Source organism: Streptomyces melanosporofaciens (genome assembly GCF_900105695.1).
Taxonomy (GTDB): Bacteria; Actinomycetota; Actinomycetes; order Streptomycetales; family Streptomycetaceae; genus Streptomyces; species Streptomyces antimycoticus.
The window spans coordinates 4,506,622-4,522,862 of sequence record NZ_FNST01000002.1; the positions used below are offsets into that span (position 1 = coordinate 4,506,622).

At 70.8% G+C, this 16,241-nt stretch carries 11 protein-coding genes and 1 pseudogene; 8 read left to right on the top strand and 4 right to left on the bottom strand.

What is annotated here, in order from left to right; all coding sequences use genetic code 11:
* Window positions 1-447: 447 nt before the first annotated feature.
* From BLV72_RS22325 to BLV72_RS22355, 7 genes and pseudogenes are all read left to right on the top strand, one after another.
* Window positions 448-813, top strand: a complete 366-nt coding sequence (locus tag BLV72_RS22325; protein ID WP_093470485.1) for a hypothetical protein — start codon at window positions 448-450, stop codon at window positions 811-813.
* Window positions 814-1,001: 188 nt separating this feature from the next.
* Window positions 1,002-1,754, top strand: coding sequence for a GntR family transcriptional regulator (locus BLV72_RS22330; RefSeq protein WP_093464398.1), 753 nt, complete (start codon window positions 1,002-1,004; stop codon window positions 1,752-1,754).
* 279 nt (window positions 1,755-2,033) lie between these two features.
* Window positions 2,034-3,770 carry a purine-cytosine permease family protein gene (locus BLV72_RS22335; protein ID WP_093464400.1) on the top strand — a complete coding sequence of 579 codons (1,737 nt, stop codon included), beginning with the start codon at window positions 2,034-2,036 and terminating at the stop codon, window positions 3,768-3,770.
* A 158-nt stretch (window positions 3,771-3,928) separates the two neighbouring features.
* Window positions 3,929-5,581, top strand: a complete 1,653-nt coding sequence (locus BLV72_RS22340; RefSeq protein WP_093464401.1) for an APC family permease — start codon at window positions 3,929-3,931, stop codon at window positions 5,579-5,581.
* Window positions 5,582-5,741: 160 nt separating this feature from the next.
* Entirely contained in the window at window positions 5,742-5,927 is a 186-nt protein-coding gene (locus BLV72_RS22345) for an SPOR domain-containing protein (RefSeq protein WP_014054660.1), read from the top strand.
* A gap of 187 nt (window positions 5,928-6,114) precedes the next feature.
* A pseudogene (locus tag BLV72_RS22350) lies at window positions 6,115-6,516 on the top strand ((deoxy)nucleoside triphosphate pyrophosphohydrolase); the annotation flags it as partial.
* Window positions 6,517-6,873: 357 nt separating this feature from the next.
* The gene (locus BLV72_RS22355; RefSeq protein ID WP_093464404.1) at window positions 6,874-9,576 is read left to right on the top strand and encodes a SpoIIE family protein phosphatase; all 2,703 of its coding nucleotides are present in this window, start codon (window positions 6,874-6,876) and stop codon (window positions 9,574-9,576) included.
* Between the two features lie 231 nt (window positions 9,577-9,807).
* On the opposite strand, the gene BLV72_RS22360 is transcribed toward BLV72_RS22355, so the two are convergent.
* The 4 genes from BLV72_RS22360 to BLV72_RS22375 all read right to left on the bottom strand — a co-directional run bounded on the left by BLV72_RS22360 (window position 9,808) and on the right by BLV72_RS22375 (window position 13,757).
* Window positions 9,808-10,578 (bottom strand): succinate dehydrogenase/fumarate reductase iron-sulfur subunit, encoded by a 771-nt coding sequence (locus tag BLV72_RS22360; protein ID WP_093464406.1) that lies wholly within the window; start codon window positions 10,576-10,578, stop codon window positions 9,808-9,810.
* Complete coding sequence (locus BLV72_RS22365) at window positions 10,575-12,530, bottom strand: fumarate reductase/succinate dehydrogenase flavoprotein subunit (RefSeq protein WP_093464407.1); 1,956 nt, start codon at window positions 12,528-12,530, stop codon at window positions 10,575-10,577. The genes BLV72_RS22360 and BLV72_RS22365 overlap by 4 nt, the downstream gene beginning before the upstream one ends.
* 15 nt (window positions 12,531-12,545) lie before the next feature.
* Entirely contained in the window at window positions 12,546-13,397 is an 852-nt protein-coding gene (locus BLV72_RS22370; RefSeq protein WP_093464409.1) for a hypothetical protein, read from the bottom strand.
* Window positions 13,398-13,472: 75 nt separating this feature from the next.
* A complete protein-coding gene (locus tag BLV72_RS22375) occupies window positions 13,473-13,757 on the bottom strand; it encodes a hypothetical protein (protein WP_093464410.1) in 285 nt (94 codons plus the stop codon).
* A gap of 307 nt (window positions 13,758-14,064) precedes the next feature.
* Between BLV72_RS22375 and BLV72_RS22380 the strand changes: the two genes are divergently transcribed.
* Complete coding sequence (locus BLV72_RS22380) at window positions 14,065-16,173, top strand: ABC transporter family substrate-binding protein (protein WP_093464412.1); 2,109 nt, start codon at window positions 14,065-14,067, stop codon at window positions 16,171-16,173.
* Window positions 16,174-16,241: the final 68 nt, after the last annotated feature.

A 16,241-nucleotide genomic window follows, 5' to 3' on the forward strand; every position in this document is an offset into this window, starting at 1 on the left:
CGCTTCGGCGGCTGCTGCTCAGGAGAGTAACGGCCGCCGGGGCCCGCCCGGCGGAGGTCCAGGGCCCGCCCGGCGGACATCAGGAGCGGCCCCGCGCCGCCTCCACGATCAGCGTGACCTCTCGGACACGCCATCGACGCTTTCGCCGCAGCCGCACTCCGCATGAACCAGTCACATGCGGACCGGTACCCCGACGCGACCTGGCTGGCGGACATGGCCGACGCCGCACGGGCGTGGGCTACCCACCGAGGCGCGCGAGGACCCGGAGCAGGTGGTCACGTACGCCCGCGAGGCGCTCCACCTGGCGCGTGAATCCTCCTCCGGCTATGTCGCTCGTAGACTCCAAGCCTTGCGTTCGGAGTTCGGTCCACTCGCTCGTGATAGGCGCATCGCAGAGCTGGACGCCGAGATCAAGGCACTGAGTGTGACGTGATGGAGGGGGTGGGTATGTCGCAGACCGAAGGTGCGCGGCTGTTCCGTGAGGCGTGGATCGCGGGCGTGCGCCGGCACTTCCCCGGTGAGCCCAAGCCCGGCTATGTGACGCCCTGGGAGGACACGCCGCAGTGGGAGCGCGAGGCCGCCGGGGCGGTCTGTGCACAGGTGCGTCAGTTCCTCGACCTGAGTGGTGGGCATGGCTCGCGCCTGACGCGTGAGCAGAAGGGGCGCTTCGTCGCGACGTGCTGGATCGCGCAGATGTATCAGCACTTCGAGGACCCGAAGCCGGGGTACGTGGCCGACTGGGGCGATCTCCCGGGCTGGCAGCAGGAGACGGACGCGGACATCTTCGAGGCGATCGAGAAGAGCGTGAGCTGACGGGGCGACAGCGCGTCGCGGTCGCAAACGGCGGGGGCGGGGGCGGGGTTGGGCAGCTCAGCGGGCTTTGAGCGAGTTAAACGTCTCTGAGCTGCAGTTCACCACTTCTAGTGAAGCTATGGCCTTGAGTTGCGATCGACAACGCTGGGTTGCCAAGCTGTGGCTGACTGTCAACCCAGGGAGTGCACGTGGCCTTTGGTGACCAGCCCGCATACCTCCGCGTCGCCGACGATCTGCGGAAGAAGATCGCCGGGGGTGAGCTGCCACCGCATGCGCGTCTCCCCTCGCAGGCCAGGATCCGGGAGGAGTACGGGGTTTCGGACACCGTCGCCCTCGAGGCTCGCAAGGTGCTGATGGCCGAGGGGCTGGTCGAGGGGCGGTCGGGGTCGGGGACGTATGTGCGGGCCCAGCCCGTGCCGCGGCGGGTCGTCCGAGGCGGGTTTCATAACGCTGGGGAGGCCACGCCGTTCCGGCAGGAGCAGGCCGATGAGCGGGTCATCGGGAGCTGGGACGCCCACAGTGAGCAGGATGAGGCCGGGGCGGAGATCGCCGGGCGGCTGGGGATCGACGTGGGGGAGCGGGTGATGCGCACCCGCTATGTGTTCCAGTCGCAGGGGGAGGCGGTCATGCTGTCCACCTCCTGGGAGCCGCTTGCCGTCACCGGTCGTACGCCCGTGATGCTGCCCGAGGAGGGGCCCCTGGCCGGGCGCGGGGTCGTCGACCGGATGGCCGCCCTCGACCTGGTGGTGGACAACATGGCGGAGGAGGTCGGCGCGCGCCCCGGACGGGCCGAGGAGGTGCTGGCGCTCGGCGGGGTGCCGGGGCACTGGGTGCTGGTCACCTCGCGTACGTACTTCGCGGGCGGCCGTCCGGTCGAGACCGCCGATGTGGTGGTGCTCGCCGAGCGTTATCGGGTCGCCTATCGGCTGCCGGTGAAGTGATTCTTCGTCCGGCCCGTGGGTGCTCGGCCGGCCCGTGGGTGCTCGGCGTCTCCGGCGGTGTCCATCGCCCGCGTTGGTGCTCACGGCCCTGTCCCGTTCGCCGTTCCCATCGGCGCTCACCGATAGTCGGGCGGCCCGTCCCGGCGCGTCTTACCGCGAGTTAACCGCCCTCCCCGCCGCCGTAACGGTCCGGCAATGCCGCACCGCAGCCGCCCGTCACCTGCGGCTTCTAGCTTCCTTTGGCGTAACGGAACGGCCCGAGCGACAGAGGAAGCCGGTATGACGGATACGGTCGATGCGGTCGGCACGGTCGATACGGCCACACCCGAGGCGGGAGCGTCCGCGGCAGCCGCCCCGCGGCGCGGCTACGCCCGGCTCGCGGCGGACGAGAGCCGCGAGGACTACTCGCTGCGGTACGCACCCCACTCCTACCGCCGCTGGTCGCCGACCATGGTCGCCTCCACGGCGCTCGGCGGGATCGCCTATCTCGCGGACTTCGCCATCGGCGCGTCCATCGTCTTCACCTACGGCTTCACCAGCGGGATCGCCTCGATCCTCACCGCGGCGACGATCATCTTCCTGACCGGCATCCCCATCGCCCGCGCCTGTGCGACCTACGGCCTGGACATGGACCTGATCACCCGCGGTGCCGGATTCGGCTACTTCGGCTCGACGCTGACCTCGCTGATCTACGCCAGCTTCACCTTCATCTTCTTCGCACTGGAGGGCTCGATCATGGCGCAGGCCATGCACCAGGCCCTCCATATCCCGCTGCCGGTCGGCTATCTGCTGACCACCCTCATCGTGATCCCGATCGTCTTCAGGGGCATGGGCGCGCTCGCCAAGGTGCAGGCGTGGACCCAGCCGATCTGGCTGATCGGGCTCGCCCTGCCGTTCGTGGTGCTGGCCTTCGAAGCGCCGGACTCCTGGGGCGCGTTCGCCTCCTTCGGCGGGACCGAGGGCGCGGGCTCCGGTTTCGACTGGATCGGATACGGCCTGGGCACGGGTGTCGCGCTCTCGCTGATCGCGCAGATCGGTGAGCAGGCCGACTATCTGCGGTTCATGCCCGCGAAGACGGAGGAGAACCGGCGGCGCTGGAATCTGGCGGTCCTGGCCGCCGGCCCCGGCTGGGTGGTCATCGGCGCGGCCAAGCAGGTCGGCGGTGCCTTCCTCGCGTTCGTGGCGCTCGACGCGGTCGGCAAGACCCATGCGCTGGAGCCCATCGCCCCGCAGATCGAGGCGCTGAAGCCCTGGCTGGGCTCGGTCGCGCTGCCCGCCGCCGCGCTCTTCGTGGTGGTCTCCCAGATCAAGATCAATGTGACCAACGCCTACAGCGGCTCGCTCTCCTGGTCCAACTTCTTCTCCCGGGTCACCCACCGCCACCCCGGCCGGGTCTGGTACATCTTCCTCAACCTCGCCATCGCGCTGGCGCTGATGGAGATGGACATGTTCGCGGCGCTCAACAAGCTGCTGGGCTTCTACTCCAACGTCGGCATCGCCTGGATCGCCGCCGTCGCCGCCGATCTGGTCATCAACAAGCCGCTCGGGCTGAGCCCGAAGTACATCGAGTTCAAGCGGGCGTATCTGCATCCGGTGAACCCCGCCGGATTCGGTGCGATGGTGATCGCCTCGACGGTCTCGATCGTCGCCTTCTTCGGGGCCTTCGGGGAGGTGGCCGAGGCGTTCTCGACCTTCATCGCCTGCGGTCTGGCGCTGGTGCTCTGCCCGCTGCTGGCCTGGCTCACCGGGGGCCGCTACTACCTGGCCCGGCAGAACCCGGTGAACGGGCCCGGTGCCGAGGTTCCGGACATCACCGCCACCCACCTCTGCGCCTCGTGCGAGACGGCGTACGAGCTGCCGGACATCGCCGACTGCCCGGTGCGAGCGGGGGCCGTCTGCTCGCTGTGCTGCTCACTGGACGCCGAGTGCGGGGATGTCTGCCGTAAGGCGCCCACGGGCGAGCCGGTGCTGATGCCGCTTCCCGGAGTGCGGACGGGCGCGACCACCGGCACCTGAGGGCGGAGCCTCGCCCATGGCACCGGTTCCACCGTCCGCTGTTGTAAAACTCACATCAGCGCAGGTGAAAGGGGTTACTGGAAGGCGATCATCCGTTTCGCTCTTACGATGGACCGGTTTGTGTCCGGTCGTCGGGGGCGAAGGGAGTGCCAGGAACGTTGAGCACGGAGCAGGGTTCCCACTCGCATTATCGAAGGTCACTCGGACCGGTGGCCCTCACCGCCGTGGGGCTTGGGTCGATCATCGGTTCCGGCTGGCTTTTCGGCGCCGAGCGCGCCGCCGCGCTGGCCGGGCCCGCCGCCATCCTGGCCTGGGTGATCGGCGCCGCCGTCGCCCTGACCATCGCCCTGACCTACTCCGAGCTGGGTTCGATGTTCCCCAAGGCCGGCGGCATGGTCCGGTACGGGCAGTACTCCCACGGCTCACTGGCCGGATATCTGACCGCCTGGGCCAACTGGATCGCCATCGTCTCCGTGATCCCCGGTGAGGCCACCGCCTCCGTGCAGTACATGAGCTCCTGGGACTTCGGCTGGGCCAAGGCGCTGTACGACGGGAAGGAGCTGACCGGCAGCGGTGTCGCGCTCGCGTCCGTGCTGCTGCTCTTCTACTTCTTCCTCAACTGGTTCGCGATCACCCTCTTCGCGAAGACCAACACCGCGATCACCGTCTTCAAGGTGGTCGTGCCGACCCTGACGGCCGGGGCCCTGCTGCTGTCGCACTTCGACACCGGCAATGTCACCGACCACGGCGGCTTCACCCCCAATGGCTGGAGCTCCGTGTTCACCGCGGTCGCCGTCTCCGGCATCGTCTGGGCCTACAACGGCTTCCAGTCGCCGCTCAACATGGCCGGTGAGGCCCGTAACCCCGGGAAGTCGCTGCCCAAGGCCGTCATCAGCTCGATCCTCATCTCGCTGGTGATCTACGTCGCGCTGCAGATCGCCTTCCTGACCGCCGTCCCCGCCGCCGATCTGGCGCACGGCGGCTGGTCCGGGCTCTCCTTCAACTCCCCGCTCGCCGATCTGTCCCTGGCCTGGGGCCTGAACTGGCTGGCAATGCTGCTGTACGCCGACGCCTTCGTCTCCCCGTCCGGCACCGGCATGATCTACGCGGCCACCACCTCCCGCATGATCCAGGGCGTCCAGGAGAACGGCCATCTGCCGGGGATCTTCGGCAAGGTCGACCCCAAGACCGGCATTCCGCGCCCCGCGCTGCTGCTCAACCTGGTGATCGCCTTCATCTTCCTCGCGGTCTTCCGCGGCTGGGGCTCGCTGGCCGAGATCGTCTCGGTCGCGACCGTGATCTCGTACATCACCGGCCCGGTCGCCGTGATGTCGCTGCGCCGCCTCTCCCCGGACCTGCCGCGCCCGGTGCAACTGCGCGCGATGCCGGTGATCGCGCCGATCGCGATGGTCTTCGGCTCGCTGGTGCTGTACTGGGCCCGCTGGCCGCTCACCGGCAAGGTCATCTTCATCATGGCGATCGGGCTGCCGATCTGGGCCTGGTACGAGCTGCGCAAGCCGTGGGCGCAGCTTCGGCCGCATCTGGCCGCCGGTGCCTGGATGGTCACGTATCTGCTGGTCATGGCGGCGGTGTCGTGGGCAGGCGGCAAGGAGTTCGGCGGCCGCGGCTATCTTCCGGGCGGCTGGGACATCCTGGTCGTCGCCCTGATCGGGCTGGCCTTCTACGTCTGGGGCGTACGCAGCGCATGGCGCAATCCGACGCTGCTGGAGGCCGAGCGCGAGCTGGGCACCGCCCCGGCCGATGCGGACAGCGCGGACGACGAGCGGGCGAAGGCCGACGCGCGCGTCTGAGAGATACGTCTGCGACATGGCCGGATGAGTGCCTCGTTGTAAGAACTCGTATCCGCTGCGTGAAGGTAGGGCGTAGGCTCGGGCATATGCGGATCGGGATTTCCTTCATGGTGTCGCGGGGGCGTACGCCCGGGCGTGCCACAGCGGAGAGGGCGGGGAGATGAGTGACGGGAACGCTGTGCTGCCCTGGCTCGTGATCCGCCAGGACACCAATGGCAACCGCTACCGCGTCGGGCGCTACGCCACGAGGACGGAGGCCCAGGAGGTGGCCGACCGCCTGGAGGGCCAGGGCCAGGAGCAGTTGTACGTGGTCGAGCGGACCGCCGCGTCCCGTCAGTCCGGCTAGACCGCAGGAAGCGGCTGGGGCGCAGGAAGCGGCCAGGCCGCGGGAATCGGCTGGGCCGCGGGAATCGGCTGGGCCGACAAGAAGCGGGCCCGCCCGCGGAAATACCTATATCTTCCCAGGCCCCGGGGCGTCCGCCCCGGGGCCCTGGTGTGTATCGGCGCAGGCCAGGCAGGCTAAGGTGCGGCGCATGAGCGTGCGTGTGGTGGTGGGTGGAGCGGTGTTCGACGGGGGGCGGCTGCTGGCCGCGCGGCGCAGCGCCCCGCCCGAGCTCGCGGGCCGCTGGGAGCTGCCCGGCGGCAAGGCCGAGCCCGGGGAGACACCGCCGCAGACGCTCGTCCGCGAGCTGCGCGAGGAGCTCGGGGTCGAGGTCGAGCCGCTCGAACCGCTGCCGGGGGAGTGGCCCTTGAAGCCCGGCTATGTGCTGCGGGTGTGGACCGCGGCCCTGCGCTCCGGTGAGCCGCGCGCGCTGGAGGACCACGACGAGCTGCGCTGGCTCTCCCCGGACTGCGTGGACGAGGTCGACTGGCTGGACGAGGACCGTCCCGCGGTGGCCGAGGCGGTCCGCCGACTGCGCGCGGCGGAGGGCGCCGGGCGGGGTGCTGAGCAAGGGGCCGAGCAGGGCGCCAAGCGGGGCGCCGGGCAAGGCGCCGAGCGGAGTACCGGGCAGGGCACCGAGGGTGTCCCTCCGCGCACCCCCTGAGACCGTCCCGCGCGGGGCCCGTTCGAGGTCTCGTACAGGGAGAATCCATGGGGTTCGAGCCGCCTCCACCTGGTTAGGAGTGAGGGGGAGTGCTGATCATGAGCGCTTCACCAAAAGCCGGGACGGAAACCGATGGCGGGCTGAGATAGTGCTGTGATCGTGAAGACCGTACTCGGGATGGCCGAAGTGCTGGATACTCGGCTATCTGGAGCCGGTCGGAGCACCTGAGCCGGAGGGGACGGGCGCATGAGCGAGAAGCCAGCGGGGGCTGATATGCCCGAGGAGACGGTTGGTTCGCAGGTGTCGCCGGCGTCACAAGGGTCTTCGCTGCCGGACATGTCGCCCATGTCCTCTATGTCGGCAGTATGGCAGAGCAGCCCGCCTGGCTCGATCTATGACTACATCCAGGTGGCTTCCTTCGCACTGGGGCCCGACGGCCGGATCGCGCAGTGGAGCGAACGGGCCGCGGAGTTGCTGGGGCTGACGGCGCGCCAGGCCATCGGCAAGGACCCGGTGGAGGCGTTCGTACCGACCGAGTACCAGGAGACCGGTCATCGCGCGGTCGCCGACATCCTGGACGGCCGGGAGTGGACCGGGCTGGTCCCCTACCGTAGCCCCCAGTCGCCGAGCGGACACGGCATCGCCGAGGTCTATGTGATGCCCGCTCAGGATGAGGACGGGAAGCGGTCCGCGCTCTGTATCGCGGTGGACGTCAGTGCGTTGCGCGGGCTGGAAACGGATCTTGCTTCCTCGCAGGCCGTTTTCGGTCAATCTCCGCTCGGTTTCTTTCTCTTCGGGACCGACCTGCGGATGCTCCGGGTCAATGAGCGTTTTGCGAAGGTTTTCGGCCGCCCCACCGAGGAATACCGCGGGGTGTCCCCGCACGATCTGCTGCCGCGCGGCGAGGCCGACCGGCTGGCCGCCGCCCTGCGCCAGGTCCTGGACTCCGGGCAGGCACTGACCGATATGCCGCTCATGGGCCAGACTCCGGGCAGCACCGACCGCCGCCGCTGGTCGGTCTCGCTCTACCGGCTGCACAGCGGCTCCGGGCGCCCCATCGGCATCGCCGGCCTGGCCACGGACGTCACCGGCCGCCGCCGCGCCGAACAGGAGGCCGCGGGCGTACGGCGCAATCTGGCGCTGCTGAACGAGGCCGGGGCCCGAATAGGCACCTCGCTCGATCTGGAGACCACCGCCCGGGAGCTGCTGGACGTGGCCGTGCCGCAGTTCTGCGACCTGGCCTCCGTCGACCTCTACCAGGGGCTGCTCTCCGGCGATGAGACCCCGCCCGGACTCGCCGACGGCAGCGCCGAGTTGCGCCGCGTCGCGTTCGCCAGCGCGGTCTCCGACGGCCCGGTCGCCTTCGGCGACATCTGCCGTGTCAACACCGCCGAGGACCCCAAGCCCATCCAGGTCGGCGAGGTCCACCGCTACCCCTTCAACTCGCTGTGCGCCCACGCCCTGCGCACCGCCCAGGTCCGGGTCGTCCCCGGCCGGGACGGCAGCGAGAGCCTGGAGCTCGGCGCCATGCTGCAGTCCACCCTCGTGGTGCCGATGGTCGCCCGTGACACCGTCGTCGGCCTCGCCCAGTTCTCCCGTACCAAGGGCAGCGAGCCCTTCGGCGAACGGGACCGCGCGCTCGCCGTCGAGCTGGCCGCCCGCGCCGCCGTCAGCATCGACAACGCCCGGTTGTACCGCAGAGAACATGAACGCGCGCTGATACTCCAGCGCAGCCTGCTTCCGCCCGGCGACCCGGAGGCCGCCGGGCTCGACATCGCCTGCCGCTATCTGCCGGGAAACGCCGCGACCGAGGTGGGCGGCGACTGGTTCGACGTGATCGAGCTGCCCGGGCACCGCACCGCGCTGGTGGTCGGCGACGTCATGGGGCGGGGGCTGCGCGCCGCCGTGGCCATGGGCGAGCTGCGCACCGCCGTACGCACCCTCGCCCTGCTCGACCTGGAGCCCGCCGAGGTGCTCTCCGCGCTGGACGAGATCGCCCTCGGTCTCGGCACACCGGGCGGCTCGCACGCCGGCGCGCGGCCGGGATCGCGCGCCCTCGCCCGCGGCGGCCAGGCCGCCGAGGACTCCTCCGACCTGACCGAGGTCTACCTCGCCACCTGCGTCTACGCCGTCTACGACCCGGTCACCCGCCGCTGTACCTTCGCCAACGCCGGGCATCCACCCCCCGTCCTGGTGGAACCGGGTGAGAACGCCCTGCTGATGGAGGTCCCGCCCGGCATGCCGCTCGGCGTCGGCGGCGAGCCGTTCGAGGAGATCGAGGTCGAGTTGCCCGACGGCGCACTGCTGGCCCTCTACACGGACGGTCTGGTCGAGTCCCGCGACCACACCCTCGACGAGGGGCTCCAGGCCCTGCGCGCGGCCCTCGACACCCCGGACGGCGCCGACGGCGGGAACGCCGCGGCCGGATCCCTCGAGGACGTCTGCGACCACGTCCTGAGCACCCTCGACACCCACCACGGCGAGGACGACATCGCCCTGCTGATGGCCCGGGTGCAGGGCCTGTCGGCCGAGTCGGTCGGCGACTGGCACCTGCCCAGCGCCCCGCAGTCCGTGGGCCGGGCCCGCGAACTGGCCCGGGAGCAGCTCGAGTCCTGGGGTCTGGACGGTCTGGTGGACACCACCGAGCTGCTGGTCAGCGAGCTGGTGACCAACGCCCTGCGGTACGGCGAGGGCGAGATCAGGCTGCGGCTGCTGCTGGACCGCACGCTGGTCTGCGAGGTCTGGGACGGCGGTCTGGTGCAGCCCCGGCGGCGGCGCGCCCGGGACACCGACGAGGGCGGCCGCGGGCTGCAGCTCGTCGGCCTGCTCAGCGCGGGCTGGGGCAGTCGGCGGACCCCGCTCGGCAAGACCGTCTGGTTCGAGCTGGCCCTGCCGGACGGCCAGTCCTCGGGGCCGGACTCGGTGGAGGCGCTGCTCAGCCTCTGGTGACGGGCCACGGCCGGTACGGCGGCGGGCGCTACGGCGGCGGGTGGCCCTAACGGCAGCGGGCCCCACGGCTGCGGGCCCGCCGATGGCGGGCCCGCACACGAAGCGGAGGGCGAGCACCGGCCCCGGCGGTCTTTCCCCTCCCCGCCCCTTCCCGAAACTGGGGATCCGCCCCAGACCCCGGGGGGTCCAGGGGCGAAGCCCCTGGTAACGGGAAGGGGCGGGGAGGGGAAGCTACTGCCCCCGGCGCCGGATCTTGTTGCCGAGCCAGACCAGCGGATCGTACTTACGGTCCACCGCCCGCTCCTTGAGCGGGATCAGCGCATTGTCGGTGATCTTGATCTGCTCGGGGCAGACCTCCGTACAGCACTTGGTGATGTTGCAGTAGCCCAGTCCGTGCTCCTCCTGGGCGGTGCGCTTGCGGTCCAGCCCGGTCTCGGCCGCCGCGTCCAGCGGATGCATGTCCAGCTCCGCGACCCGCATCAGGAACCGCGGTCCGGCGAACGCCTCCTTGTTCTCCTCGAAGTCCCGCACCACATGGCAGGTGTCCTGGCACAGGAAGCATTCGATGCACTTGCGGAACTCCTGCGACCGGCCCACGTCCTCCTGCCACATCCGGTACTCGCCCGGCGCCACCCCCTCCGGGGGGACGAAGGACGGCACCTCGCGGGCCTTGGTGTAGTTGAACGACACGTCCGTCACCAGATCCCGCACCACCGGGAAGGCCCGCAGCGGGGTGATGGTGATCGTCTCGGCCCGGTCGAACACCGACATCCGGGTCATGCACAGCAGCCGGGGGCGGCCGTTGACCTCGGCGCTGCACGAACCGCATTTGCCCGCCTTGCAGTTCCAGCGGACCGCCAGATCGGGGGCCTGGGTCGCCTGCAGCCGGTGGACGATGTCGAGGACGACCTCGCCCTCGTTGACCTCGACGTGGAAGTCCTTCAGACCGCCGCCGTCCTGGTCGCCCCGCCACACCCGGAAGTGGGCCTCGTACGCGCTCACTGGGTCAGCTCCTCGTCCGTCAGGTACTTCACCAGCTCGTCCTTCTCGAACAGGTTCAGCAGATCGGGCCGGATGGGCGGCATCTCGCGCCGCTCCAGCCGGATCTGGCCGTGTCCGGTGTCGGGTGCCGCCAGCCCGCCCGAGGGGTCGGAGAGCCGGCAGACCAGATTGAGCCGCCGCCATTGGCGGTCCATCTCCGGGCAGTCGTCGCGGGTGTGCCCGCCGCGGCTCTCGGTCCGCTCCAGCGCGGCACGGGCCACGCACTCGCTGACCAGCAGCATGTTGCGCAGATCGATCGCCAGATGCCAGCCGGGGTTGAACTGCCGGTGGCCCTCGACCCCGGCGCGGCGCGCCCGGACCCGCAGACTGGCCAGCCGGTGCAGCGCCTCCTCCATCTCCCCGGCCTTCCGGATGATCCCCACCAGGTCGTTCATCGACTGCTGGAGCTCCTGGTGGAGGGTGTACGGATTCTCCGGCGGCCCGGCAGGACCCGCGCTCTCGTCCGGTTCACCGGCCTCGGCGCTGAACGGGCGCAGCGCCTCGGCCGCCGCCAGGTCGAGCTGGGTCTCGTCCGGCACCGGACGGGTGCCCGAGGCCGCGGTCTCCTGGGCGTAGCGGGCCGCGTGGAGCCCGGCGCGGCGCCCGAAGACCAGCAGGTCGGAGAGGGAGTTGCCGCCGAGCCGGTTGGAGCCGTGCATCCCGCCCGCGACCTCGCCGGCGGCGAACAGACCGGGCACCCCGGTCGCGGCCGCGGTGTCCGGGTCGACGTCCACCCCGCCCATCACGTAGTGACAGGTCGGGCCCACCTCCATGGGCTCGGCGGTGATGTCGACGTCCGCGAGCTCCTTGAACTGGTGGTGCATCGAGGGCAGCCGCCGCTTGATGACCTCGGCGGGCATCCGGGTGGACACATCGAGGAAGACGCCGCCGTGCGGGGAGCCCCGGCCCGCCTTCACCTCGGCGTTGATGGCGCGGGCCACCTCGTCGCGGGGGAGCAGCTCGGGCGGGCGGCGGTTGTTGTCCGGATCCTCGTACCAGCGGTCGGCCTCACCCTCGGACTGGGCGTACTTCTCCTTGAAGACGTCCGGGATGTAGTCGAACATGAACCGCTTGCCCTCGCTGTTGCGCAGCACCCCGCCGTCGCCGCGCACCGACTCGGTGACCAGGATCCCCTTCACCGAGGGCGGCCAGACCATACCGGTCGGATGGAACTGCACGAACTCCATGTTGATCAGCGGGGCGCCCGCGAGCAGCGCCAGCGCGTGGCCGTCGCCGGTGTACTCCCAGGAGTTGGAGGTCACCTTGAAGGACTTGCCGATACCGCCGGTGGCCAGCACCACGGCCGGGGCCTGAAGCGCGAAAAAACGCCCCGACTCGCGCTCGTAGCCGAAGACACCGGCGACCCGGTCGCCGTCCTTGACGATCCGGGTGACCGTGCACTCCTGGAAGACCTTCAGCCGGGACTCGTAGTCGCCGGTGGCGGCCTTGTCCTCCTGCTGCAGGGAGACGATCTTCTGCTGGAGGGTGCGGATCAGCTCCAGGCCGGTGCGGTCCCCGACATGGGCGAGGCGGGGGTACTCATGGCCGCCGAAGTTCCGCTGGGAGATCTTGCCCTCGGGGGTGCGGTCGAAGAGCGCGCCCCAGGTCTCCAGCTCCCAGACCCGGTCCGGGGCCTCCTGGGCGTGCAGCTCGGCCATCCGCCAGTGGTTGAGGAACTTGCCCCCGCGCATGGTGTCGCGGAAGTGCACCTGCCAGTTGTCGCGCTCGTTGACATTGCCCATGCTGGCGGCGATGCCGCCCTCGGCCATCACCGTATGGGCCTTGCCGAACAGCGACTTGCAGATGACGGCGCAGCGCATGCCCTGCTCGCGGGCCTCGATCGCGGCACGCAGCCCGGCGCCGCCCGCGCCGATCACGACCACGTCCCACGCCTGCCGCTCGACTTGCGTCATCGATGAGCACCTCTCCTAGAAAAAGCGGGGATCGTCGAAGGCACCGCTCGCCACCAGATAGACGTAGAAGTCCGCGACGGCGACGCTGATGAGAGAGGCCCAGGCCAGCTGCATATGGCGGGCGTTGAGCCCGCTCACCCAGCCCCAGAGCCGATAGCGCACCGGGTGCCGGGAGAAGTGCTTCATCCGGCCGCCGACGATATGGCGGCAGGAGTGGCAGGAGAGGGTGTACGCCCAGATCAGCGCGATGTTGGCGAGCAGCACCAGGGTGCCCAGGCCCATATGGCCCCAGCGGCCGTGCTCGTCCCGGAAGCCGAGCACGGTGTCATAGGTGAGGATCCCCGCGACGATCACCGCGAAGTAGAAGAAATAGCGGTGGATGTTCTGCAGGACCAGCGGGAAGCGGGTCTCGCCGGTGTACTTGGCGCGCGGCTCGGCGACGGCGCAGGCGGGCGGCGAGGCCCAGAAGCCCCGGTAATACGCCTTGCGGTAGTAGTAGCAGGTGAGCCGGAACCCCAGCGGGAAGATCAGGATCAGCAGCGCGGGGGACAGCCCCCACCACGCGCCGAAGACCTCCCAGTTGGCGCCGCCCTTCATGGGCACGCAGTTCTGGGCGACGCAGGGCGAGTAGAAGGGGGAGACATACGGCTCTGCGTAGTAGTCGTCCCCGGCGAAGGCGCGCCAGGTGGAATAGACGATGAACGCGAACAGCCCGGCGGCGGTGATCGCCGGGGAGAGCCACCAGCGGTCGCTGCGCAGATGGCGTGCGGGGATGGCGGCGCGTGAGGCGCCGTGCACGCCGTGCGGGGCCGTCCCGCCGCCTGCGGGCGCGGGTGTGGTGGCTTGGGGGTCGGTGCCTGTGGCCAAGGGGAACTCCGCGGTGGAGTGGTATGGGGGGACGATGGGGGGCGCCCCGACGACGGGAGGCGCGCCGGGCCGTCCCTAGGGCGCGTGGCGATCGCGCGCGCCGAGGCCCTCGTCGTCGACGTCCGACCACAGCGCACTGTTGTACGGCCCGTCGGGGACCGGAACCATCTCGGGGCGTGGTCGCTCCTCGGGAGCGGTCTCGCGCAGGAGGGCGAGACTCTCGCGGAGGTGGTCCGCGTCGGTGCGGACACGGCGTATCTCCAGCCCGCCGGCGCCCACCCGCTGCTCGAGCCGGGAGACGGAACGGACCAGGTCATCGAGACAGCGCTGGACGGCCGTCAAGTCGTCGTTCAAGGACATGACTTGCCCTCACTTCCGCGGTTGCGGTTGGCGACGCTCATGCGACAGCGAGTGTTACGCGCCACGGTCGTGGTTGTGAAGGGATCTGTCGCGATTGGCGGCGCCACCGGCGCGATTCCGCCGTCGCGCGCCGGAGTGCGCGCCCGCCGCATTGATCCGGTCGGGTGAACCTTTCCCCTCATGGCCGTCTCCATGGCCTTCTCGGCGTGCTGTCCCATGAACCGTCGCTTTGAGTGAGGAGTATATGCGATCAGCGTCACACTATGCCAAATGCGCATATATCCGTCACCCTGCGGAGGTACGAGCCATGCCCCTCACCAAGCGCCGCCGCGCCATGCTGCTCGCCACGGGGGTGATGCTGCCGCTGCCCGTACTGGCCGGCTGCAGCTCGGAGGACGACGGCACGCCGCCGCCCGCCGCCTGGGACATCGCCTCCGCGCCGCGCACCGCGACCTCCGGCACCGGCACCCTGCGCTGGGCCCTGGACACGGCACCCACCACCCTCAACGCGTTTCAGAAGACCGCGGACACGGGCACCCAGCGAATCGCGGGCGCCGTGCTGCCCTCCCTCTACACCCTCGACGCCCGGGGCAGGCCCCAGCGCAACGGCGACTATCTGACGGCCGCCGACGTCACCTCCTCCGACCCCAAGCAGGTCGTGGTCTACAAGCTCAACCCCAAGGCGGTGTGGAGCGACGGCCGCCCGATCGGCGCGGAGGACTTCCAGGCCCAGTGGCGGGCGCTGCGCGGCACCGACGAGGCGTACGGGACGGCGCGCAACGCCGGATACGACCGGATCGCCAAGATCGAGCCCGGCGACAAGGAACACGAGGTCAAGGTCACCTTCGCCAAGCCGTACACCGACTGGCGCTCGCTGTTCACCCCGCTGTACCCGAAGAGCGTGATGGGCAACCCGGCGGTCTTCACCGCACCGGCCACCAAGGGGCTCGCGGTCGGCGCCGGGCCCTTCATGGTGCGCGAGGTCTCGGACGGCTCGGTCACCCTGGTCCGCAACCCCCGCTGGTGGGGCGACCGGGCGCGGCTGAGCCGGCTGGTCTTCCAGGCGGTGCCGGCCGAGAAGCGGGCCGAGGCCCTGATCGCCGGGCAGCTCGATTTGGCCGAGGTGGACCGGGCCACCGCCCGGCGCATCCGGGCCACCGCCCCGGACAAGCGGGCCGCGGGCACCGGGCAGGGCTCCTCGGCCCCGGGCAAGGCGGGCGCGCCGGAGCCGTCCACCGGCGGCCGGGAGGCGGCCGGAGCCGAGGGAGGGGCCACCGGCGACACCGACAAGAACCGGTCGCGGACCCGGGCGCTGAGCAGGTTCACCCTGCGCAAGGCCCTGGACTCCGCCTACACCCAGCTCGCCCTCAACGGCACCAAGGGCCCGCTCGCCGATGAGCGGGTGCGCCGCGCGGTGGCCCGCGCGATCGACCGGAAGGCCCTGGCGAAGCTGGTGCTCAAGCCGATGGGGCTGCCGTCCGAGCCGCTCGGCAACCACCTGCTCATGGCGGGCCAGCCGGGCTACAAGGACCACAGCGGCGCCCTCGGCGACCCGGACACCAACGCCGCGCAGTCGCTGCTCGCCGACGCGGGCTGGCGGGCGGGCGACGCCAATAGGCAGAAGGCGGTCGACGGCAAGACGGACGACCGGGGCAGGCGGCACAGCGCCCCGACCGCCACCGCCACGGACCAGGCCACCGGTGGCGCCACGGACAGCACCACCGGCACGGACGCCGCCACGGACCCGGCCACCGGCGCCGCCTCCGGCACAGCGTCCCAGAGCGCCTCCGGCACCGCCTCCGCCACGAACTCCGAGCGCCCCTCCGGCGCCGCCCCCGCGGCCGGTGACGCCGGGCGGTCCGGACGGCTCGGCGAGGCGGCCGTCGTACGGAAGAAGGGACGGCCGCTGGTGCTGCGCTTCGTCCTCCCCGACGACCGGACCGCCGCCCCGCTGAGCACGGTCGGCGAGCGCATCGCGCGGATGCTGGAGAAGATCGGCGTCCGGACCGAGATCACCAAGGTTCCGAGTGAGAGCTACTTCCGGGACCACATCGCCACCGGCGACTACGACCTGGCCCTCTACTCCTGGCCCGCCTCCGCCTACCCGGCCACCGACGGCCGCCCCATCTACGCCAAGCCGCAGCCCGCCGCCGACGGCTCCCTGGTCGTCGAGCAGAACTACACCCGGGTGGGCACCGACCAGATCGACCAGTTCTTCGACCAGGCGCTCTCCGAGCTGGACAGCGGCGCCTCCCGCTCCCTGGTCAGCCGCGCCGACTCCCGGATCTGGGCGGCCGCCGGATCGATTCCGCTCTATCAGCGCCCCCAGCTGATCGCCATGCGCAAGGGCCTGGTCAACGCGGGCGCCTTCGGCTTCGCCACCCCCCGCTACCAGGACATCGGCTTCCGCCGCTAGGGGGGTGGCCGACGGATCGTGACGCCTGCGGCGGGCTCTCCCCCTCCCCGCCCCTTCCGACCCAGCCC

Coding starts and splice junctions, on each gene's coding strand:
- BLV72_RS22355 (WP_093464404.1), top strand. CDS start 6,874: ATGAGCGAGAAGCCAGCGGGGGCTGATATGCCCGAGGAGACGGTTGGT.
- BLV72_RS22365 (WP_093464407.1), bottom strand. CDS start 12,530: ATGACGCAAGTCGAGCGGCAGGCGTGGGACGTGGTCGTGATCGGCGCG.
- BLV72_RS22335 (WP_093464400.1), top strand. CDS start 2,034: ATGACGGATACGGTCGATGCGGTCGGCACGGTCGATACGGCCACACCC.
- BLV72_RS22375 (WP_093464410.1), bottom strand. CDS start 13,757: ATGTCCTTGAACGACGACTTGACGGCCGTCCAGCGCTGTCTCGATGAC.
- BLV72_RS22380 (WP_093464412.1), top strand. CDS start 14,065: ATGCCCCTCACCAAGCGCCGCCGCGCCATGCTGCTCGCCACGGGGGTG.
- BLV72_RS22325 (WP_093470485.1), top strand. CDS start 448: ATGTCGCAGACCGAAGGTGCGCGGCTGTTCCGTGAGGCGTGGATCGCG.
- BLV72_RS22345 (WP_014054660.1), top strand. CDS start 5,742: ATGAGTGACGGGAACGCTGTGCTGCCCTGGCTCGTGATCCGCCAGGAC.